General features: G+C 68.4%; 18 protein-coding genes. 7 read left to right on the top strand and 11 right to left on the bottom strand.

Annotation, left to right across the window (positions count from 1 at the left end; genetic code table 11):
• Positions 1-95: 95 nt before the first annotated feature.
• Both F3J10_RS08355 and F3J10_RS08350 read right to left on the bottom strand, forming a co-directional pair.
• Positions 96-1,967 (bottom strand): penicillin-binding protein 2, encoded by a 1,872-nt coding sequence (locus F3J10_RS08355; RefSeq protein ID WP_166913016.1) that lies wholly within the window; start codon positions 1,965-1,967, stop codon positions 96-98.
• Between the two features lie 245 nt (positions 1,968-2,212).
• Positions 2,213-3,505, bottom strand: a complete 1,293-nt coding sequence (locus F3J10_RS08350) for an aspartate carbamoyltransferase (protein ID WP_098182729.1) — start codon at positions 3,503-3,505, stop codon at positions 2,213-2,215.
• Between the two features lie 251 nt (positions 3,506-3,756).
• On the opposite strand from F3J10_RS08350, the gene F3J10_RS08345 reads away from it, so the two are divergent.
• Positions 3,757-3,891 (top strand): entericidin A/B family lipoprotein, encoded by a 135-nt coding sequence (locus F3J10_RS08345; protein ID WP_025100845.1) that lies wholly within the window; start codon positions 3,757-3,759, stop codon positions 3,889-3,891.
• 106 nt (positions 3,892-3,997) lie between these two features.
• Here F3J10_RS08345 and F3J10_RS08340 read toward each other — a convergent pair whose 3' ends face one another.
• Both F3J10_RS08340 and F3J10_RS08335 read right to left on the bottom strand, forming a co-directional pair.
• Positions 3,998-4,417 carry a cupin domain-containing protein gene (locus F3J10_RS08340; RefSeq protein WP_025100846.1) on the bottom strand — a complete coding sequence of 140 codons (420 nt, stop codon included), beginning with the start codon at positions 4,415-4,417 and terminating at the stop codon, positions 3,998-4,000.
• Between the two features lie 93 nt (positions 4,418-4,510).
• Positions 4,511-5,512 (bottom strand): LysR substrate-binding domain-containing protein, encoded by a 1,002-nt coding sequence (locus F3J10_RS08335; RefSeq protein ID WP_025100847.1) that lies wholly within the window; start codon positions 5,510-5,512, stop codon positions 4,511-4,513.
• Between the two features lie 144 nt (positions 5,513-5,656).
• Here F3J10_RS08335 and F3J10_RS08330 point away from each other — a divergent pair, with 144 nt between their 5' ends.
• Positions 5,657-7,942 (top strand): NADP-dependent malic enzyme, encoded by a 2,286-nt coding sequence (locus tag F3J10_RS08330; RefSeq protein WP_166913017.1) that lies wholly within the window; start codon positions 5,657-5,659, stop codon positions 7,940-7,942.
• A 107-nt stretch (positions 7,943-8,049) separates the two neighbouring features.
• On the opposite strand, the gene F3J10_RS08325 is transcribed toward F3J10_RS08330, so the two are convergent.
• From F3J10_RS08325 to F3J10_RS08300, 6 genes are all read right to left on the bottom strand, one after another.
• On the bottom strand, positions 8,050-9,390 hold the full coding sequence (locus F3J10_RS08325) for a carotenoid oxygenase family protein (RefSeq protein ID WP_167241860.1): 1,341 nt from the start codon (positions 9,388-9,390) through the stop codon (positions 8,050-8,052).
• A gap of 226 nt (positions 9,391-9,616) precedes the next feature.
• Positions 9,617-10,678, bottom strand: a complete 1,062-nt coding sequence (locus tag F3J10_RS08320) for an alkene reductase (RefSeq protein ID WP_025100850.1) — start codon at positions 10,676-10,678, stop codon at positions 9,617-9,619.
• Between the two features lie 71 nt (positions 10,679-10,749).
• A complete protein-coding gene (locus F3J10_RS08315) occupies positions 10,750-11,058 on the bottom strand; it encodes a helix-turn-helix transcriptional regulator (protein ID WP_017919460.1) in 309 nt (102 codons plus the stop codon).
• Positions 11,059-11,266: 208 nt separating this feature from the next.
• Positions 11,267-14,536 carry a CusA/CzcA family heavy metal efflux RND transporter gene (locus F3J10_RS08310; protein WP_167241859.1) on the bottom strand — a complete coding sequence of 1,090 codons (3,270 nt, stop codon included), beginning with the start codon at positions 14,534-14,536 and terminating at the stop codon, positions 11,267-11,269.
• Between the two features lie 40 nt (positions 14,537-14,576).
• Positions 14,577-16,037 (bottom strand): efflux RND transporter periplasmic adaptor subunit, encoded by a 1,461-nt coding sequence (locus F3J10_RS08305; RefSeq protein WP_167241858.1) that lies wholly within the window; start codon positions 16,035-16,037, stop codon positions 14,577-14,579.
• An 11-nt stretch (positions 16,038-16,048) separates the two neighbouring features.
• Complete coding sequence (locus F3J10_RS08300) at positions 16,049-17,308, bottom strand: TolC family protein (RefSeq protein ID WP_167241857.1); 1,260 nt, start codon at positions 17,306-17,308, stop codon at positions 16,049-16,051.
• A gap of 220 nt (positions 17,309-17,528) precedes the next feature.
• Between F3J10_RS08300 and irlR the strand changes: the two genes are divergently transcribed.
• Together irlR and F3J10_RS08290 are read left to right on the top strand one after the other, a co-directional pair.
• On the top strand, positions 17,529-18,212 hold the full coding sequence (gene irlR, locus F3J10_RS08295; RefSeq protein WP_025100854.1) for a heavy metal response regulator transcription factor IrlR: 684 nt from the start codon (positions 17,529-17,531) through the stop codon (positions 18,210-18,212).
• A complete protein-coding gene (locus tag F3J10_RS08290) occupies positions 18,209-19,633 on the top strand; it encodes a heavy metal sensor histidine kinase (protein WP_025100855.1) in 1,425 nt (474 codons plus the stop codon). The genes irlR and F3J10_RS08290 overlap by 4 nt, the downstream gene beginning before the upstream one ends.
• Positions 19,634-19,672: 39 nt before the next feature.
• On the opposite strand, the gene F3J10_RS08285 is transcribed toward F3J10_RS08290, so the two are convergent.
• Entirely contained in the window at positions 19,673-19,945 is a 273-nt protein-coding gene (locus F3J10_RS08285) for a DUF4148 domain-containing protein (protein ID WP_025100856.1), read from the bottom strand.
• Positions 19,946-20,185: 240 nt separating this feature from the next.
• Between F3J10_RS08285 and F3J10_RS08280 the strand changes: the two genes are divergently transcribed.
• The 3 genes from F3J10_RS08280 to F3J10_RS08270 all read left to right on the top strand — a co-directional run bounded on the left by F3J10_RS08280 (position 20,186) and on the right by F3J10_RS08270 (position 21,102).
• The gene (locus F3J10_RS08280) at positions 20,186-20,416 is read left to right on the top strand and encodes a hypothetical protein (protein ID WP_167241852.1); all 231 of its coding nucleotides are present in this window, start codon (positions 20,186-20,188) and stop codon (positions 20,414-20,416) included.
• Positions 20,417-20,433: 17 nt separating this feature from the next.
• Positions 20,434-20,808, top strand: coding sequence for a DUF4148 domain-containing protein (locus tag F3J10_RS08275; protein WP_167241856.1), 375 nt, complete (start codon positions 20,434-20,436; stop codon positions 20,806-20,808).
• A gap of 63 nt (positions 20,809-20,871) precedes the next feature.
• Positions 20,872-21,102, top strand: a complete 231-nt coding sequence (locus F3J10_RS08270) for a hypothetical protein (protein WP_167241855.1) — start codon at positions 20,872-20,874, stop codon at positions 21,100-21,102.
• Positions 21,103-21,747: the final 645 nt, after the last annotated feature.

The raw sequence follows: 21,747 nt of genomic DNA, 5'->3' as shown, positions 1-21,747 counted from the left end.
ATTTTGATTGCGCGATCAATGCCGGGTTGATTTTATTTTGGATAGGCAATCGAGGCATGCAATCGACCGGGTAGGAATGAACCCGGTTCAGGCTTTCAGGATCGCGGCGCGGCTGTTTTTTCCTGGCTGGCCACGGAGTTGATCACGCGCTGCGTCACCATGGCCGGCGCGGGACGCACCGCGGGCCGTGCCGCCGGCTTGCCCGGCGCGGCCGGCCGCGCGCCGCTGGCTTGCTTCACCGCGTCCGGCTTGACCGGCGCATCCGGCGGCACCCCGAGCAACTGCAGCGTGCCGCCCATCACCGAGGAGAACACCGGCCCGGCCACGGTGCCGCCGTAATAACCCCTGCCGCCGGGCTCGTCGATCATCACGGCGACGATCACGCGCGGATCGCTCATCGGCGCCATGCCGGCGAACAGCGCGCGGTACTTGCCCTGCGCATAGGAGGCGCCGACCTGCTTGCGCGCGGTGCCGGTCTTGCCGCCGACGCGATAACCGTCGACGCGCGCCGCGCGCCCGGTGCCGCCTTCGCCCACCGCCATCTCCAGCATCGAGCGGATCGCGGCGGCCGTTTCCGGCCGCGTCACGCGATGCCCCTGCAGGGCGGGAGCCTGGTCGTCGCGCAGCAGGCGCACCGGGTGGAGCGTGCCGTCGCCGGCGTAGGCGGTGTACATCTGCGCGATCTGCAGCAGCGACATCGACAGCCCGTAGCCATAGGCCATGGTGGCCTGCTCGATCGGGCGCCAGCGCTGGTAGGGGCGCAGCCGCCCCGAGGCGACGCCGGGGAAGGTCAGGTCCGGCGCATGGCCGATGCCGTATTCCTGGTACTTGTCCCAGATGGTCTGCGCGGACAGGTTCAGCGACAGCTTGGCGAGCGCGACGTTGCTCGACTTCTGCAGTGCCTGGGCAACCGTCAGCGTGCCGTGGTTCGAGGTGTCGTGGATCACGGCGGGGCCGATCTTCCAGGTGCCCGGCGACGTGTTGACCAGGCTTTGCGGGCGCACCTTGCCTTCGTCGATCGACAGCGCCACCACCAGCGGCTTGACCGTCGAGCCCGGCTCGAAGGTGTCGATCACGGCACGGTTGCGCAACTGCGCGCCGGTCAGGCGGCTGCGGTCGTTGGGATCGAAGGTGGGGTAGTTGGCGAGCGCGAGGATCTCGCCCGAGCGCGCGTCGAGCACCACCACGCTGCCGGCCTGCGCGTGATTGGCGAGCACCGCCGCCTTCAGTTGCGCATTGGCGAGCTGCTGCACGCGGCGGTCGATGGTCAGCTCGACGGTGGCGCCGTGCCGCGCCGGCACCTGCGGGCGCGTGTCGGAGATGATCCGGCCGAGCCGGTCGCGGATCACCTCGCGCTGGCCGGCGGTGCCCAGCAGCAGGCCGTTGGCGGCCAGCTCCACGCCTTCCTGGCCGCGATCCTCGATATTCGTGAAGCCCACCACGTGGGCGGCCGATTCGCCTTCCGGGTAGAAGCGCTTGGAATCGGCGATCTGGGTGATGCCGGCGAGGTCGAGCTTGTCGAGGCGCGCGGCGGTTTCGGGATCGATCTGCCGCTTGAGCAGCACGAACTGCTTGTCGACCGACAGGCGCCTTTTGACCTCGGCCGCCGGCATCTCGAGCAGCTTGGCGAGCGGGCCGTAGGCGGCCGAATCGACCTGTTTGGGATTGGCCCAGATTTCGTAGGTGTTGAGGCTGACGGCCAGCATCGCGCCGTTGCGGTCGACGATCCGGCCGCGCATCGCGTCGAGCTCGATGGTGCGCTGGTAGCGCTTCTCGCCCTGGCCGAGATAGAAATCCTGGTTCGCCACCTGCACCCAGAAGGCCCGCGCGATCAGCGCGGCGAACGCCAGAAAGATCAGGATCACGACGAATTTCGACCGCCACATCGGCAGGCTCGACCCGAGCATCGGGCTGCGCGCGACGGCGAGATAGGGATCGGCGTGCTTCGACTGGTTTTTCTGCGTCATGGGCGGCGCGGCGGCGATTCGGAAATTGAAAGAAATGATAGGCGAATTGTAATGAATGTCGAGGTGGGGCGCGAGAAAAGCGGGGGAAGCGTGGTTTTTTGGTGCGGGGGGAGGAGGGCGGGCGAGGCAGGAATCGAGGCGCTTTTTTCTTTTGATAAGGACCTTGGCTTGCGCGGGATGCGGCGCTGCCGTCGGCCCGGGTCGCAAGCCGGCGCCTCGCCCGAGGCGCCGCCCACCATTTCCCCTCAATCGATCCCGTGGAACACCGCATCCTCCGGCCCGAGATAGACCGGCGGCCGCCAGGTCGCGTCGCGCATCGAGTGCTGCACCAGGTGATCGACGCCGAGCAGCACCGCGAAGATCGCCATGCGCACCGGGATCCCGTTGTCGGTCTGGCGGAAGATCGCCAGCCGCGGATCGCGGTTCAGGTCGATCGACAGGTCGTTCGCGCCGGGCCGGCTGTCGCGCGGCAGCGGGTGCATGATCAGCGTGTCGCGCCCGCAGACGGTATCCATCAGCGCCTGGTTGATCTGGAAGTCGGGCGTGTAGCCCTCGAAGGATTCGTCGGTGAAGCGCTCCTTCTGGATCCGCGTGGCATACACCACGTCGGCGCCGGCCAGCCCCTTGGCGAGCTCGGAGGTTTCCTCGATCACATGGCCGTTGCGCGAGATCTGCTCGACGATGTAGCGCGGCATCTCCAGCGTGGGCGGCGCCACCAGGGTGAAGCGAATGCCGCGATAGAGCGCCAGCAGCTTGACCAGCGAATGCACCGTGCGGCCGTACTTGAGATCGCCGACGAAGGCGATGTGCGAGCCGTCGACGATCTTGCCTAGCCGCGAGAACTCGCGCTGGATCGTGTAGAGGTCGAGCAGGGCCTGGCTGGGATGCTCGCCGGGGCCGTCGCCGCCGTTGATCACCGGCAGGTTGATGGCGCGCGCGAACTCGGCCACCGAGCCCTGCTCGGGATGGCGGATCACCAGCGCGTCCACGTAGCCGGCCATCACGCGGCTGGTGTCGTGGATCGATTCGCCCTTGGCCATCGAGGAGAAGGTGAAGCCGGTGGTGTCGCAGACCGAGCCGCCGAGCCGGCAGAAGGCCGCGCCGAACGACACGCGCGTGCGCGTGCTGGCCTCGAAGAACAGGTTGCCGAGCACGGCGCCCTCCAGCACCCGCGAGATCTTGCGGCGGCGCGCGATCGGCTGCATCACGTCGGCCACCCGGAACAGCGCCTCGACCGAATCGCGCGAGAACTGGTCGACCGACAGCAACTGCGGGCGGCCCTCGAACAGGATCTGGCTGCTCAGCGAGTTCTTATCTACGCTCTGCGTATGGTTGGCTTCATCCCCGGCCCGTTCGACGATCTCGCTCACATAGCGCTCGACGATCTCCGGCATCGAGCGCGATTCCTGCGAATCGTCGGGCAGCAGCCAGGTATCCAGCGCCCGGCGGCTCACGCCGATGCGGTTCGCGAAGGCTTCGCGGGTCATGTTGAGGCGGCGCATGGCGTCGCGCAGAAAGGCTTGCTGGGGAACGGTCATGGCGGGCTCGATCTCAAAATATACGCGATGCGTATAATAGTGCGCCGTTCATCAAAGTCAAGCACCATGGCGGAGCGGTTCCGGGCTAGCATGCGCTGTGCCTCGGCCGCCACGCCCGCCAATCATTTGCTGGCGGCGTTTCGCGGCATTTGTATAATCGGGACCAGTCCCCGCCCCGTCAGGGGTGGCGGCCGTTCGACAAGGTGTGATGTGCCCGCTACGCTCGGGCTCGACTTCCAAGGAGAATCACGATGACTCGTTCGATTGCTGCAGTTCTGCTGATCCTGACCGCCGCGCTCGCCGGCTGCAACACGATCGCCGGCGCCGGCCAGGATATTTCGAGTGGCGGCAATGCCATCTCGAACACGGCCGAAAAAGCCAAATAAGGGCCAAATAAGCATCGCGCGCCGTGAGGCGCGCATCGCGATCATCGACGGGCTGCCTGCGGGCAGCCCGTTTTACTTGGGGCGCCGCCGCGTGCCCGGAGCGTGCTCAGATCCAGACGTCGTTCGGCGCGGTGCGCTCGAGCTTGTCGCCGTCGCCGGTATTGACCACGCCGCGCGGCTCGATCAGCAGCACCCGCACCTCGGCGGCCGCATACGGCTTGTGCTCGACGCCGCGCGGCACCACCGCCATCTCGCCGGCGCGCAGCACGATCTCGCCGTCGCGCAGGGCGATGCGCAGCTCGCCGTCCAGCACCAGGAAGGTCTCGTCGGTATCGGCGTGGCTGTGCCAGACGAAGTCGCCGAACAGCTTCGCCACCTTGAACTGGTAGTCGTTCATTTCCGCGATCACGCGCGGCTGCCAGTGGCCGTCGACGCGGCCGGCCTTGTCGAGCAGCGGGATCGTGACGGATTGGCCGCGCGTGGCGGCGGGGTGCTTGGGGCTGTCGCCGGTGGCATACGAGCTCATGCCGGGTTCCTGTGGTCGGGATTGGGAAACCCAGCTTAAGCCCGGATCGCGCGCGCCGCTTGTAAATAATTGAAGCGCGCGGCGGTCGCGGCTTCAGTCGTCCTCGCGGCGCGCCAGCGCCTCGGCCGCCGCCGGCTTGCCGGCCTCGGGCTCCTGGTAGAGCGCGCGCAGGGCGCGGGCGAGCAGCGTGTCCACCTCGCGCGGTGCGCCGTCGCGCGTGAGGATCGCGACCGGCGGCAGGGTCCAGTCGAGCGTGTAGGGGACGATCGCCACGCCGGCGATATGCACCAGTTCCTCGGCGATATCGGCCGGCACGATCGAGACGGCGTTCTCGTTGGAGGCGAGGATCTCGCCGATCAGGCGTGACGAATAGCTTTCGACGATCGGCACCGGCGGCGCCACGCCGGCGCGCAGGAACAGGTCGGAGATCTGCTCGCGGATCGGCGTGTGCGGCGCGCCGAGGATCCAGTCCAGCTCCACCAGCTTCTGCCAGTTGAGCTTGTTGCGCGCGAGCCGGGCGGCCAGCCGGCGGCTGGCGATCAGGCGCGGCTTCTGCTGGTGGACCACCTCGAAATGCAGCTCGGACAGATCCACGGTGGAGGTGGCGCGCGCGATCACCACGTCGAGCTGGTGCTCGCGCAACTGCGCGATCAACTGCTCGCTGGTGCCTTCGTGGATCGTCATGGTCAGGCGCTGCGGCACCTCGGCCTGGGTCTGGCGGATCGCCGCGGCCAGGGTCCTGCCCGAGATGAAGGGAATCACGCCGATATGGATGCGGGTGGCATGCCCGGCCACCACCGCCTCGATATCGCGCGTCAGGTGGTCGAGGTCGTGCAGCATGGCCTGGGCGCGCGCCAGCACCACCTTGCCGAGCGCGGTGGGCGTCATGCCGCGCGAACTGCGCTCGAACAGCGGCCCGCCGAACATGCCCTCCAGCTCGGCCAGCGCATTGGTGACGGCCGGCTGGCTGCTGGCCATCTGCTCGGCCACGCGCGTGAGCGAGCCGTGCTGGCGGATCTGCAGCAGCAGGATCAGATGGCGGATCTTCAGGCGGCTGCTGAGCCGCCGGATCACCTCTTCCGTATCGAAGGCCACGGTGCCGGCTTCCTGGTCATTATGAAAACGTGATGCGCCCATACTAATTCAAAATAGGGCGCCGATTGCGGCTGCCTAGAATCGCTTCCTCGATATGCCCAAGCCGCCGGGACAGGCCCGGCGCCAACACAGCGAGTGGAGACGATGAACAAGACCGACCGCCAGGCCGCCCTGGAATACCACCAGTTCCCGACCCCGGGGAAGATTTCCGTGACCGCGAGCAAGCCGCTGGTCACGCAGCGCGACCTGGCGCTGGCCTACACGCCGGGCGTGGCGGCGGCCTGCGAGGAGATCGCCGCCGATCCCGCCAACGCCTTCAACTACACCAGCCGCGGCAACCTGGTGGGCGTGATCACCAACGGCAGCGCGGTGCTCGGCCTGGGCAACATCGGCGCGCTGGCCTCCAAGCCGGTGATGGAAGGCAAGGCGGTGCTGTTCAAGAAGTTCGCCGGGATCGACGTGTTCGACATCGAGATCACCGAATCCGACCCGGACAAGCTGGTCGACATCATCGCCAGCCTGGAGGCCACCTTCGGCGGTATCAATCTCGAGGACATCAAGGCGCCCGAGTGCTTCACGGTCGAGCGCAAGCTGCGCGAGCGCATGAAGATCCCGGTCTTCCACGACGACCAGCACGGCACCGCGATCACGGTGAGCGCGGCCTTCATCAACGGCCTGAAGGTGGTCGGCAAGGACATCAAGCAGGTCAAGGTGGTCACCTCCGGCGCGGGCGCCGCGGCGCTGGCCTGCCTGGACCTGATGGTCGACCTGGGCCTGCCGATCGAGAACGTCTGGGCCACCGACATCGAGGGCGTGGTCTACCAGGGCCGCACCACGCTGATGGACCCGGACAAGGCGCGCTTCGCGCAGGACACCTCGGCGCGCACGCTCGACGAGGTGATCGAGGGCGCCGACGTGTTCCTCGGCCTGTCGGCCGGCGGCGTGCTGAGCGCCGCGATGCTCAAGAAGATGGCCGCCAGCCCGCTGATCCTGGCGCTCGCGAACCCGACGCCGGAAATCTTCCCCGAGCTCGCCCACGCCACGCGCGAGGACGTGGTGATCGCCACCGGCCGTTCGGACTTCCCGAACCAGGTCAACAACGTGCTGTGCTTCCCGTATATCTTCCGCGGCGCGCTCGACGTGGGCGCCACCACCATCACGCGGCGCATGGAGATCGCGGCGGTGCACGCGATCGCCGGCCTCGCCCAGGAAGAGGCGAACGACGCGGTGGCGGCCGCCTACGGCGCCTACGACCTGTCGTTCGGGCCGAAGTACCTGATTCCCAAGCCCTTCGACTCGCGCCTGATCCTGCGCATCGCGCCGGCGGTGGCCCGCGCTGCCATCGAGGACGGCGTGGCCACGCGCCCGATCACCGATTTCGCGGCCTACACCGACCAGCTCCAGCAGTTCGTCTATCACTCGGGCGCCTTCATGAAGCCGCTGTTCGCGGCGGCCAAGCAGTTCGTGCGCGATGGCGCGAAGACCCGCATCGTGTTCGCGGAAGGCGAGGAGGAGCGCGTGCTGCGCGCCGTGCAGGTGATCGTCGACGAGAAGCTGGCGCGGCCGATCCTGATCGGCCGCCCCGAGGTGCTGCTCGCGCGCATCGAGAAGTTCGGCCTGCGCCTGCGCCTGGGCGAGGACGTGGAAGTCACCAACCCCGAGTACGACGAGCGCTTCCATCAATACTGGACCACCTACTGGGAGCTGCGCTGCCGCGACGGCATCACCAAGGAGATGGCGCGCGTCGAGATGCGCCGCCGCCTGACCCTGATCGGCGCGATGATGGTGCGGCTCGGCGATGCGGACGGGATGATCTGCGGCACGGTGGGCGCCTATCACGACCACCTGCGCTTCGTCGACGAGGCGATCGGCAAGCAGCGCGGCGCGCGCACCTACGCGGCGATGAACATCCTGCTGCTCGACAAGCGCACGGTGGCCCTGGTCGACACCCACGTCAACGACAACCCGAACGCCGAGCAGATCGCCGAATTCACGGTCTCGGCCGCCTCGCAGATGGCCTGGCTGAACCTGCAGCCGAAGGTGGCGCTGCTGTCGCGCTCGAACTTCGGCTCGGGCAGCTCGGCCTCGGGGGCGAAGATGCGCGAGGTGCTGGAGCTGGTGCGCGAGCGCGCGCCCGATCTCGAGATCGAGGGCGAGATGCACGGCGACTGCGCGCTCGACGAGGCGCTGCGCCAGCGCATCCTGCCGCATTCGCGGCTCAAGGGCGAGGCCAACCTGCTGGTCTGCCCGAACGTGGACGCCGGCAACATCGCCTACAACCTGCTGAAGACCAGCGCGGGCAGCAACGTGGCGGTCGGGCCGTTCCTGCTCGGCGTCAACGCGCCGGTCAACGTGCTGACCTCCAGCTCGACCGTGCGCCGTATCGTCAACATGACGGCCCTCACGGTGCTGCAGGCGAATCGGGACTGAACCCCCGCCGGCTGATGGCCGGTTGATGGCCGGCTGACAGGCACGTCGGGCGGTGTGTGCAAGCACGCCGCCCGACGTGCCTTTTTTGCTTGCGCGGTGCCGCGGCTTCAGTCGCGCGGCAGCCAGGCACCGTGAAAGCCCGCCGGGATCCGCACCGGCAGATGCACGGTCGCCACCGGTTCGGCATCGAGCCGGCGCGCGTCGAGCACCACCACGTCGCTGGTGTCGGTGGCCGCGCGGTACACGCAGGCGAGCACCCAGCCGTCGTCGTCCTCGCTCGATGCCGCGCGCGGCACGAACACCGGTTCGCTGTTCTGGTCGCCGGGCGGCACCGCGTGGCGCATCACCTCGCCTGTGAGGACATCGAGGCGAACGATGCCGCGCATCTCGTCCAGGCCCGGCTGCTCGACCGCGTAGCAATAGCGATAGGCGCGGCCGGTGCGGCGCTCGTCGATGCGCGGCAGCTCCAGCGCCAGGTCCGACAGCGCTCCTTCCTCGACCGTGCCGGCCTCGAGATCGAAGCGGTAGCGCCACGGCGTGCCGACCGGGTTCGGCTCGAAGGCCTGGCCGTCCGGCGACAGGCGCAGGAACCAGGGATAGCGGATCACGTCGAGCACGATGGTCGAGGCATCCGCATCCCAGGCGTTGATCACGTGCTGGATGAAGCAGGGGGCGATCTCGAACCAGCGCAGGGCATCGGCGTTGCCGGCATGGCGCGGCAGCACGCCGATGCGCGCCGGCCGGTCCGCCTCCCAGCGCAGCGGCATGCGATGGCCGCGCTTGAGCATCGAGAAATCGTAGATCACGTTCAGGTCCGGCAGCAGGCTGTGGCTGGCCGTGATCGCGAGGTCGTGGATCATCGACGGGCGCGGCAGCTCGATCGGCAGGTCCACGCGCGTGGTGCCGTCGGGCGCGGCCACCATGTAGCGCAGGTAGGGCTGCATCCAGTGCGCGCGAAACCCGACCAGCTCAGCCGTTTCCGGATCGACCTTCGGATGTCCGCCCATGCCCTGCGCGAAGGCGGGCAGGTGGTGTGCCGGGCCGAGCGTGTCGAGGCCGGGCGAGATTTCCAGCGGCATGCCGCCCTCGGCCAGCGCCAGCGTGCTGCCGCCATGGCGGATCACGTTGATGTTGGGATTGGTGTCCGGCATCGCCTCGAACTGTTCGGGCGCGTGGTGCTCGGCCCAGCGGCGCGTGCGCAGCCAGCGGTTGCGATAGCCGCTCGCGCGGCCGTCGGCGAAGCCGACCGCATGCAGCATCGCGGCCTCGGGCCACCAGGACAGCAGGTCCTGGCCGGCGAAGCGGCCAGTCACGGGATTCGGGCCATTGCGCACCAGCCAGCCGTCCAGCTCCGGCGGCAAGGTGCCGCTCACGGGCAAGGCGCCCAGGTCGGATTCGCGGGCTACCGGGGCGAGCGCGCCGGCATTGAGGTCGATGGCGGAAGACATGATTCGGGGCAGGCAAGGGGGCCGTTGTGGACAAGGAGCGAATTTATACCCGGATGTAAATCGATCGTCAATATCATCCGGGTATAAATAGGGCGGCCACTTCCTCGGCACGTGTTGTCGCGAATCGATCCGATCCCGTTTTCGGGCGCCCGAAAGCAAAACGGCCGCCGCTCACGCATCGGGCGTGAGCGGCGGCCGCGAGGACGGGCAAGCGCCCGCCCGGTCGTCAGGCGACGTTTTCGAGCGACGGATAGTCGGTGTAGCCCGTCTCGCCCTCGGCGTAGAAGGTCGACGGCACCGGCGCGTTCAGCTCGCTGTTGAGCTGGAAGCGGCGCGGCAGGTCCGGATTGGCGATGAACAGCTTGCCCCACGCCACCGCATCGGCCTCGCCCTTGGCCAGCACGGCTTGCGCGCTGTCGAGCGTGAACGCTTCGTTGGCGATGTAGGGGCCGCCGAAGGCTGCCTTCAGTTGCGGGCCGAGGCGGTTATCGCCTTCGCTTTCGCGCGCGAAGATGAAGGCGATCTTGCGGCGGCCGAGTTCGCGCGCGACGTAGCCGAAGGTGGCCGCCGGGTTCGAATCGCCCATCGTGTGCGCATCGCCGCGCGGTGCCAGGTGCACGCCGACGCGCTCGGCGCCCCATACCTCGATGGCCGCATCCACCGCCTCGAGCAGGAAGCGCGCGCGGTTCTCGATCGAACCGCCGTAGGCGTCGGTGCGATGGTTGGTGCTGTCCTGCAGGAACTGGTCGGGCAGGTAGCCGTTCGCGCCGTGGATTTCCACGCCGTCGAAGCCGGCCAGCTTGGCGTTCTCGGCGCCCTTGCGATAGGCCGCGATGATGCCCGGGATCTCGTCGAGTTCGAGCGCGCGCGGCGTCACGAAGGCGCGCTCCGGGCGCACCAGGCTGACGTGGCCGCCGGCCGCGATCGCGCTCGGCGCCACCGGCAGCTGGCCGTCCAGGAAGATCGGGTCCGAGATGCGGCCCACGTGCCAGAGCTGCATGAAGATCTTGCCGCCCGCCTCGTGCACGGCCTGGGTCACCAGCTTCCAGCCCTCGACCTGCTCGTCGGACCAGATGCCCGGCGTCTTGGCGTAACCCACGCCCTGCGGCGTGACCGAGGTGGCCTCGGTCAGGATCAGGCCGGCGGAGGCGCGCTCGGCGTAGTAGCGCGCCATCAGCGCGTTCGGCACGCGCTCGTCGCCCGAGCGGGCACGCGTGAGCGGGGCCATCACGATACGGTTCGGCAGCGTCAGGTCGCCGACGACCAGCGGATCGAACAGGGTTGGCATGGCAGGGACTCCTTATCGAATGAGTTGGGCCGGGCACGAACCCGGCAAGCCTCGCGGCGGCGATATCGACGCTACAGGCTGGTTTGCAATTGATCGACGAAGGCCCGGATCACCGTTTCGTTGCGCCGAAAGAACACCCACTGGCCGACCCGGGAGCTCTGCACCAGCCCCGCGCGCTGCAGGGTGGCGAGGTGGGCCGACACGGTCGACTGCGACAGGCCGCAACGCGAGTCGATCTGGCCGGCGCACACGCCTTCCTGGAACGAGGCATGCAGGGCCTGGTCCGGAAAGTGGTGCTCGGGCTCCTTGAGCCAGGCGAGGATCTCGCGCCGGACAGGGTTGGCCAGGGCCTTGTGAATCGCGTCGATGTCGAGCGTCATGGGTGATGAATCGGTGGAACGGCGGGACCCGATTGTAACGTCGTCGGACGAAGCATATATCGGAATATCGCGATATATAGAATTAACCTTGTGGGAAGGCGGGTTAATAACGATGCGGTAATAAAGGGCGCCATGACGCGGCGATGCCGGCGCGGTTTTCGCGCCGGCAATCGTCGGAGGTTTGGGGTTCGGGGAGGGACGGCGAAGATCAGCCCGGCCCGCGCCGGTAGTGCAGCCGGTCGAGCAGCCGGTCGAGCAGCCGGCTCGCGGTGCTTGCCCGGTCTGCCTGGGCCGTGCGCGCCGACCCGCTGTAGACGAGCCGGTAAAGCACCGGCAGCACCAGCAGGGTCAGCATCGTCGAGGACAGGATGCCGCCGATCACCACTGTCGCCAGCGGGCGCTGGACCTCGGCGCCGGTGCCGGTGGCGATCGCCATCGGCACGAAGCCGAGCGAGGCGACCAGCGCCGTCATCAGCACCGGGCGCAGCCGGGTCAGCGCGCCCTCGCGCACCGCCTCGGCCAGCGGGCTGCCGGCCTCGCGCAGGTTGCGGATGAAGGAGATCATCACCAGCCCGTTGAGCACCGCCACGCCGGACAGCGCGATGAAGCCCACCGCCGCCGAGATCGACAGCGGAATGCCGCGCAGCCACAGGAACAGGATGCCGCCCGACAGCGCGAACGGGATGCCGGTGAACACCAGCAGGCCGTCCTTGGCATTGTTGAACATCATGAACAGCAGCACGAACACCAGCAGCAGCGCCAGCGGCACGACCAGCTTCAGGCGTGCCGTCGCGCTCTGCAACTGCTCGAACTGGCCGCCCCAGGTGAGCCAGTAGCCGGGCGGGATGGCGACCTCGGCCTGCAGTTTCGCCTGCGCATCGGCGACGAAGGAGCCGACGTCGCGCCCGCGCACGTTCGCGCTGACCACGATGCGGCGCTTGCCGTCCTCGCGGCTGATCTGGTTCGGCCCCGGCGCCAGCTCGATGTTCGCCAGCTCGGAAAGCGGCACGAAGGCGGCGCCCGCCGGGTTCACGCCGCTGGCAGCCGGCGAAGGCGTTGCCGCGGCGGCGGGGGCACCTGGAGCCGCCGTGACGGGCAGCGCGATCGGCAGGCGCCGGATCGCGTCGATGTCCGAGCGCAGCGTCTCGGGCAGGCGCACCACGATGTCGAAGCGGCGATCGCCCTGGAACAGTGTGCTGGCGGTCTTCCCGCCGAGCGCCGCGGCCACCGGGGCCTGCACGTCGGCGATATTGATGCCGTAGCGGGCCAGCTTCTCGCGGTCGGGATCGATGCTCAGCACGGGCAGGCCGGCGGTCTGCTCGACCTTGACCTCGATCGCGCCCGGCACCTGCTGCAGCGCGTCGGCGATCCGCTTGGCGGTGGCCTCGAGCGTGCCCATGTCGTCGCCGAACAGCTTGACCGCCACGTCGCTGCGCACGCCGGAGATCAGTTCGTTGAAGCGCAACTGGATCGGCTGCGAGAACTCGTAGACGCTGCCCGGTATCGCGGCGAGCACCGCCTCGATCTCGTCGCGCAACTGCTCGCGCGGCTTGCTCGGCTCGGGCCAGTCCCTGGCCGGCTTCAGCATGATGTAGGCATCGGACTGGTTCGGCGGCATCAGGTCGGTGGCCACCTCGGCCGTGCCGGTGCGCGCGAACACGCGCTCGATCTCGGGGACTCGCGCCTTGAGCGTGGCCTCGATCTGCCGCTGCATCTCGAGCGATTGCGTGAGGCTGGTGCCCGGGATGCGCAGCGCGGAGATCGAGAAATCGCCTTCGTTGAGGCTGGGGATGAATTCGCTGCCGAGCCGGGTGGCGATCAGCAGGGTGGCCGCCACCGCCAGCGTGGCGCCGGCCAGCACGGGGCCGGGGCGGCGCAGGCAGCGATCGAGCAGCACCGCGTAGAGCGAGCGCGCCCACGACATCAGGCGGTTCTCCTTCTCCTCGACCTTCTCGCCGATGAACAGCGCCACCGCGGCGGGGATGAAGGTGACGGTGAGGACCATCGCCGCGGCGAGCGCGAGCACCACCGTGATCGCCATCGGATGGAACATCTTGCCCTCCACGCCCGAGAGCGCCAGGATCGGCAAATACACCACCATGATGATCACCTGCCCGAAGATCAGCGCGCGCCGCGCTTCCTGGGACGCCTGGTAGACCTCGGCATGGCGTTCCTCGCGCGTGAGCGGGCGGCCCGCCGCCGCCTGCGCATGCGCCAGGCGCCGCACGCAGTTCTCGACGATCACCACCGCGCCGTCGATGATGATGCCGAAATCGAGCGCGCCCAGGCTCATCAGGTTGGCGCTGACCTTCAGGTTCACCATGCCGGTGAAGGTCATCAGCATCGCCAGCGGGATCACCAGCGCGGTGATCAGGGCCGCGCGCAGGTTGCCGAGGAACAGGAACAGGATCGCGATGACGAACAGCGCGCCTTCCAGCAGGTTCTTCTTGACCGTCGCGATGGCCTTCTCGACCAGCACGGTTCGATCGTAGACCGGCACCGCGCGCACGCCCGGCGGCAGCGAGCGGTTGACGTCCTTCATCCTGGCGGCCACCGCCTCGGCCACCGTGCGGCTGTTCTCGCCGATCAGCATGAAGACGGTACCCAGCACCACCTCGCGGCCGTTCTCGGTGGCCGCGCCGGTGCGCAGCTCGCGGCCGATCTGCACCTGGCCGATGTCCTGCATGCGCACCGGCACGCCGCCCGCGTTGGCGAGCACGATGTTGGCCAGGTCGTCGAGCGAGCGCGCCTGCCCCGGCACGCGCACCAGGTACTGCTCGCCGCGCTTCTCGATGTAGCCCGCGCCGACGTTGTCGTTGTTCGACTGCACCGCGCGCACCACGTCCGCCAGCGACAGCCCGTAGGACATCAGCTTGGCCGGATCGGGCGCGATCTGATACTCCTTCACGTAGCCGCCGATCGAGTTCACCTCGGTCACGCCCGGCACGTTGCGCAATTGCGTGCGGATCACCCAGTCCTGCAGCTCGCGCAGGTCGGTCGGCGTGTAGGCGCCGCCGTCGGGCTTGCGCGCGCCGGCATCGGCCTCGACCGTCCACATGTAGATCTCGCCGAGCCCGGTCGAGGTCGGCCCCATGATCGGCGCCACGCCTTCGGGCAGCCGGTCCCTGGCCTGCTGCAGGCGCTCGTTGACGAGCTGGCGCGCGAAGTAGATGTCGGTGCCGTCCTTGAAGATCACCGTGATCTGCGAGATGCCGTAGCGCGAGGTCGAGCGCGTCTGCTCCAGGTGCGGCAGGCCCGCCATCGCGGTCTCGAGCGGATAGGTGACGCGCTGCTCGACCTCGAGCGGCGAGTAGCCCGGCGCGGGCGTGTTGATCTGCACCTGCACGTTGGTGATGTCGGGCACGGCATCGATCGGCAGCCGCTGGTAGCTGTAGATGCCGAGCGCGGCCAGCGCGAGGATCGCGAGCAGGACGAGCCAGCGATGGGCAATGGAGGAGTGGATCAGGCGATCGAACATGGAGGAGTCCAGATTGAGCGGCGGGCGGGCACGGATGGGATCAATCGCTGTCGGCCGCGCTGTTTTCCAGCTGCGACTTGAGCACGAAGCTGTTGCTCGCCGCGTATCGCTGGCCGGGCTTCAGCCCGTCCAGCACCTCGGTGAACCGGGCATCGCGAATGCCGGTCTTGAGGGGCTGCGCGACGAACCCCCATTTCGATGCCACGAACACCGCCGGCGCGCCGTCGACGGTCTGCAGCGCGTCGGTCCTGACCGCGAGCGGCACGGTGTGCGCGCTGGTATCGACCGTGACGTTGACGAACATGCCCGGCCGCCAGGTGCCGCCCGGATTGGGCAGCACGATGCGCGCGGGTGCCGTGCGGGTCTGGGCGCCGAGCAGGGCGCCGACATAGGCGACCTGTCCGCGCGCCTGCGAGTCGAATGCCGTCGCGGACACGCTGGCCTGCTTGCCGACATACACCTCCTTGAGGCGCTGGGCGGGCACGGCCATTTCGGCCCACACGCTCGACAGGTCGGACAGCACGAAGATGCTCGTGTCGGCCGCCACGGCCTCGCCCGGCGTGACGCGCTTCTCGACGATCGAGCCGTCGAACGGCGCGCGCAGTTCGTAGCGATTGAGCGTGCCGCCGGCGGACGCGTCGATGGCGGACAGCTTCTGCCGCGCGTTCTGCACGGCGATTTCCGCCTCGCGCAGTTGCACCTGGGCGGCCTGGTAATCCTGTTCCGCGGAGATGCGCTCCTGCCACAGCCTGCGCTCGCGCTCGTACACCTGGCGCGCGCCGACCAGCCTGCGCTGCGCGGTCAGCAGCTCGCTGCGCCGGTCGGACAGCTCCGGGCTGGCCAGCACGGCGAGCAGCTCGCCGCGTTTCACCTGCTGGCCGAGCGACACGGCCACCTTCTCCACCACGCCGGCCACGCGCGGCACGATCTGCGCGGTGCGATCGGCGTTGAAGCGGATCTCGCCGGGAAGCTGGAACGAATCGGCGATCGCCGCCGGCCCGGCCGGATCGACGCCGATCCTCGCCTCGGCCAGTTGCTGGTCGTCCAGGGGCACGGCGTGCTGGTTCTGGCGATAGTCGAAGGTCCGCGTCGCGCCTTCGGCCTGCCAGTTGAGCTTCACCTCGAAGACATGCGGTTTCGGGATCGCGGCGGCGCTGCGGTAGCCGTCCGCGCCGGGCAGCAGTGCCAACGGGCCGCGCGTGCCGTCGTAGCGCTCGATGGTGGCCGTGAGCGTGTTGCCGGCGGGCTTGACCGGCTTGCCTCGCAGCGAGGGATAGACGGCCAGCGTGGCCTGGCCGTCGCGCTCGCCCTGCACGATTTCCAGCGCGTAGGCGCCGTCGGTCAGCACGGTGCCGCCGCGTACCGCGGCGGGCGCCGACGTGGCGGCATCGGCTGGCGTGCTCGCGGTGGTGCGCAGCGCGGCGAAGGCAAGCGCCGCGGCGACGGCAAGCCCGCAGGCCAGCGCGATCGCCAGGGCGACGCGCTTCGGTTGGCTCGGCATAAGGGGGTTCCTCAGGGTTGGACGGTCGGGGCCGCGGCGTCGAGCGGGGTGCCGAGCAGGCGGCCGAGATCCGCATCGGCGAGATGCGCGTCGGTCAGCGCGCGGATGTAGCGGGTCTGGTTGTCGAACAGCGTGCGTTGCGCGTCCAGCACGTCCAGGAACTGGAACTTGCCGAGCGCATAACCGCGCGACATGGCCTCCAGCGCCGAGCGGGCCGCCGGCAGCACGTCGCGCTTCAGGCGCTCGGCCTCCAGCGCCGAGCTGCGATAGTCCGCGTAGCGTTGCGCCAGCGCCTGCCGCTGCGCGAGGCGCGTGCCGTCGAGATCGGCGCTGGCCTGTTCCGACGAGTGGGTGGCTTCGTCGATGGCGCCGCGATTGGTGTCGAAGATCGGCAGCGGGATCGAGATGCCGACCACCGCCTGGTTGTCGGCGATGCCGCCTGTCGTCACGCGCTTGTAGCCGGCGCTGATCGTGAGGTCGGGAATGCGCCGCGCGCGCTCCAGCGAGATGCGGGCATTCGATTGCCTGACCCGGGCCATCGCCTCGCGCGTGAGCGGCGCGTCCTCCAGGCGGGCGTCGAGCGCCGGCAGCGCGGGCATCTCCGGCAGGCTTTCGAAGCCGTCCTCGCTGGCGCTGCCGCCCGGCCAGCCGCCGCCCAGCGCGCCGGCAAGCCGCGCGCGCGCGGCGCTCAGGTCCGCCGCGGCGCGTGTGAGCGCGATCTGGGTGGCCACCAGCGCGACGCGCGCCTTGGTCTCCTCGACCGGCGACACCTTGCCCGCACTGACGCGCTTGGCGACCAGCTCGGTCGAGCGCTCGGCGATCGCGGCCGATTCCTCGCTGACGGCGAGCGTGCGCTGGGCGGACAGGAGTCCGTAGAATGCCTGGACGACGCTGCCGCGCACGGCGGCGGACTGGGCGTCCATCGCCGCCAGCGAAGCCTCGCGGCCGTAGGCGGCGACGTCAACGCGATAGCCGCGCTTGCCGGCCGTCTCGATGCGCTGGCTGATCATCGCGGTGCTGGTGCGGTCATAGCGCTTGAAGCTTTCCTGCAGGAACGACAGGTCGGGATTGGGGCGCATGCCGGCCTGCAACTGGGCACCGGCGGCGGCATTGGCCGATGCGCGGGCGCTGGTCAGCAGCGGGCTGTTCGCGTTGGCGATGCGCAATGCCTCGCCCAGCGACAGCGGCGGTGCCGTGTCGTTCTGCTGCGCGCCGGCGAGATTGGGAAGCAGCAGGCCGACGGCCAGGATGGCCAGGGGTTCGAGACGCATGAGTGAAAGAGGCATCGAGTAGCTTGGCCACCATGCTAGATGCCTGTTGCAGCGCAAACATGCGCGAAACATGAGAATTCCGTCATCTTGCCGCCAGGGGGCGTTTCTCGTGCGATGCTTGGCGCAATCCCGATCGCGCCGGGCGCGATCATCCGGGCCGGATCGACTGCGCCGACGCTGGCCGGCGCGTCTCCACCCGAACCTTGCAAGGAAAGGAATCATGCGTATTCTCATCGTCGAGGACGAGCCCAAGACCGGCGCCTATCTGCGCAAGGGGCTGACGGAGGCGGGCTACGTGGTCGACTGGGTGCAGGACGGAACCACCGGCCAGCACCAGGCCGAAACCGAGGATTACGACCTGCTGGTGCTCGACGTGATGCTGCCCGGGCAGGACGGCTGGACCCTGCTGCAGAACCTGCGGCGCAGCAAGTCGACCCCGGTGCTGTTTCTCACCGCGCGCGACGACGTGGGGGACCGCGTGAAGGGGCTCGAGCTCGGCGCCGACGACTACCTGGCGAAGCCCTTCGATTTCGTCGAGCTGACCGCGCGCATCAAGTCGATCCTGCGACGCGGCCAGGCGCGCGAAACCAATACCCTGAAGGTCGCCGATCTCGAACTCGACCTGACGCGCCGGAAGGCGACGCGACACGCGGATACGATCCTGCTCACCGCCAAGGAGTTCGCGCTGTTGTGGCTGCTGATGCGACGCGAGGGAGAGATCCTGCCGCGCGCCACCATCGCCTCGCAGGTCTGGGACATGAACTTCAACAGCGATACCAACGTGGTGGATTCGGCGATCCGGCGCCTGCGCTCCAAGATCGACGACGCCTACCAACCGAAGCTGATCCACACCGTGCGCGGCATGGGTTACGTGCTCGAAGTGCGCGACCCGGTTTCGCGATGATGCAGCGCGTCGTCCCTCACACCCTGCGCGGGCGCCTGACGGTCCTCATCATCCTGTCGACCTCGGTGATCCTGGCCTTGAGCGGCCTCGCGCTCTACGAGGCCCTGCGCAGCCGCATCGAATCCTCGGCCGCCGAGCAGATCGACGGCATCACGGCCGCCTTGCGCCAGCACCTGGCCAAGGTCGGAACCCTCACCGATGTGCGGCTGAACCGGGACCTCTGGATCGACCAGCTTCACGGGCATTCGGACATGGATCTGGCCATCCTCGATTCGACCGGCAACGTGCTGGTCGGCACGAAAGGCTTGCGCTTCGACGCCTCGCTGCTTTCCGCGGCCGCTGCCTCGGCGGCCGTCAGCGTCGAACCGGCTCGCTCCAGCCTGCGTTATTCGATTTCCACGGTCCGCCTGGCCGGCCCCGGCGCGCCGGTGGTTCGCGTCGTGGTGCAATACGATCGCGCCGAGGACCTGTCGACCCTGCGCGCGCATGCCTACACGATCGTCGTGATCGAAGTCTGCGGCGTGGTGCTGGCCGCCGTGCTCGCCTACGGCATCGCCGGCCTCGGCCTGAACCCCCTGCGCCGCTTCGCGGTGCGCGCCGAGCAGATGTCGACCAGCCGGCTCGCGCATCCCGTGCAGGAGCTGCATGTGTCGGGCGAGCTTCGGGAACTGGAACATGCCTTCAACGGCATGCTGGCGCGGCTCGACGAGTCGTTCACGCGGCTGGGCCAGTTCTCGTCGAACCTGGCGCACGACATGCGCACGCCCCTCACCAACCTGCAGGCCGCCGCGCAGGTGGCGCTCTCGCAGCCGCGCAGCGCGGACGAATACCAGGCCGTGATCGAGTCGAGCATCGACGAATACCAGCGCCTGTCGCACATGATCGAGGACATGCTGTTCATCGCGCGCGCCGAGCAGGCCGGGCAGTCGCTCGATATCCGCCGGCTCGATGCGGCGGACGAGGCCGAACGCGTGGCCGGCTATTACGAGGCGCTCGCGGAGGATGCGGGGGTGTCGATCGTGGTGCGGGGCCGGGCAAGCGTCGAGGCGGACCTGAGCCTGTATCAGCGCGCGCTCAGCAACCTGCTGTCGAACGCCTTGAAATACGCGCCGCGCGGCAGCGCGATCACGATCGAATGCCGGCAGCAAGGCGAGGCGGCGCTGATCGAGGTTTCGGACGTGGGGGAGGGCATTCATCCGCGGCATCTCGCGCGGATCTTCGAGCGCTTCTACCGCATCGATCCCTCGCGGCAGAATTCCGCCTCGGGCACGGGGCTGGGGCTGGCGATCGTGAAATCGATCATGGACAACCACGGCGGCGAATGCGGCGTGGACAGCCTGCCGGGAACGCTCACCACCTTCTGGCTTCGTTTTCCCGGCGCGACGGGCGAGGCCGCCTCGGGCCCGGGCCGCCCGGCCTGAGGCCGGGCGATGTCGCGAGCGTTCCCCGCGGGGCGGCGCTCAACGCGAGCCGAGCTTGTCGTGCGCGTCCACCTTCGGATCGGATTCGCGGGGATGCACGGTCATGCCGTGCAGGTCCTTGTTGCGCTCGACCATGTCCGTGCTCGGCGGATATTGCGTCTTGCCCGCCGGCACGGCGCCCTCGTGTTGCGCGACCTTCAGCTCGTCGACGACATCCGTGCGCGATTTGCCTTGTGCCTGCGCGGCTTGGCTGGCCGCGCCGATCGACATGGCGGCGGTGACGAACAGGACTGCATAACGAATCGACTTCATGACTGGCTCCTTGGGATGGGCTCGCCGGGTGGCGAGTCGTGTGGCCAGTATGGAAAGGCAGCCGTGCGTGATCGTGATTCGAACATGAGAAATGCGTCATGAAGCGGCGATGAGGAAAATCTCATGCCGGGCTCATGTCCATGCCGGAGCGGAAGTCGACAATCCAGCCTCATGCCGTGTGGCGGAGCGCCTGCCCGCGAATCCACGCGACCCGAATCGCCACTCTCCCGGATACGGATCATGTCCCGAATCGATTTTCGCTGCCTTGTTCTGCTTGTCCTGCTTGTCCCGATTGCCCTGCTCTCGATGGCCGGATGCACGTCGAGCGCAGGCGGGCCGGCGCAGGGAAGCGGCGGTGAATACCGCGAGCGGCAGGGGATGCCGAACCAGCAGATGGACTACGCCGGGCATCGCTGCGGCAGCCCTTATGCCTACGTCAAGATCCACCCTTGTGTCTTCCCGCGTCCCTAGCCTGGAGCGAGGCCGACATGACGGAATTCTCATGTTCGGATCACGCCCGCGCAGCAGCGCGCGGCCAGAATCAAGCCATCGATACCGAACCGGAAACACGAGGAATGAAGAACGCATTGCGCCTTTCGCTCGGCATGGGCATTGCGCTGGGCGGCCGGTGCCTGGGCGGGCAGGCGATGGCCCAAGCGAAGACTCGCGCCGAAGTCCGGCAGGAACTCCTGCAGGCCCGGCACGACGGCTACCTTCCCAATCGACGCACGAATTTCCCGCCCGATGCGTCGATGGTGGCGCGAAGCCGGCAATTGCATCGCCTCACGATCCATCGCGGCGAAAGCTCGCCGCGGTTCGACGAGCACGATACGCGCGATCCGGCGGCCCGGCCCGCGCAATGAGCGATGCAAGCGCGAATGGACCCGCGATGGCGGGCGACGTACCGAATCACCGAGGAGTCGAGCATGCGCATGTCGAAGTGGATAAGCCTGTCGATGCTGGCCGTGTCGATGAGCGCGATGGCGGGAGGCTGGCCGGAGCGCTGGATCGATCACGAGCCGACGCATTGGCGAAACCTGGATGCCGAGGCGGGCGACCAGGCCGTGCCGGAGCGGCAAGCGAAACGGCAGGCGAAGCGGGAACCCGTTCCGGTCCCCGGCGATTCGTCGATCACCGTCACGCAGAGCCTGTCGTGATCCGGCGCGCCGGCGAGCCCGTCGCTTCCGTGATATACGCGTCGAAGCTTCTTCCCGGCGCGTGCCGGGAAGACTCCCGCGCCGATCGGCTTGCGTCGTAATCGCGCCTGCCCGATACTTTCCCACTATGTGATTCGATGCCTGCATGGCGTGCAATAATCGGCCCTGCATCATTGCCACGAATCCACGCATCCCGTCCCGCCGCCTCGCTTTTTTGACCGATCCCGCCCGCCACGCTGGCGTATTTCTTACTCGCCGCGCAGGCTCGTTCGACACGATTACGAATTCATGTTCGACGGCGCGAGTTTCGCGATCCCCATCTTTATTTTTTTATTGCCACGCTGAAGCGGCCTGACTACGCTCGGGCGGACTGGGCCTGCTGAATTCGACTCATCTGTCGTTGCGGCGGCCATACCAGAACAAGCCGCCGGCCTGGCCGCAACGCCCGGGCCGGCGACGCCAAAGCGAGAGAAACGTGCTGAGACCAGCGCATCCGAGACACGCCGCTGCGCGAGGGCCATGCCGATTCCGCCACATTCCGCCGCCTCGCGCGGCGATGGGCGAGGGCGGCTCGTGCCGGGCGCAAACCCTCCCTCCTTTATCGACCGCCGTCGCCTGCTCCCCCGAGCCTGACCGGGCATCCGG

The organism is Burkholderia sp. Cy-637, from assembly GCF_011753175.1.
GTDB lineage: Bacteria > Pseudomonadota > Gammaproteobacteria > Burkholderiales > Burkholderiaceae > Burkholderia > Burkholderia gladioli.
Note: the sequence above shows the minus strand (reverse complement) of the source record. Positions and strands in the feature narration are given on the sequence as shown.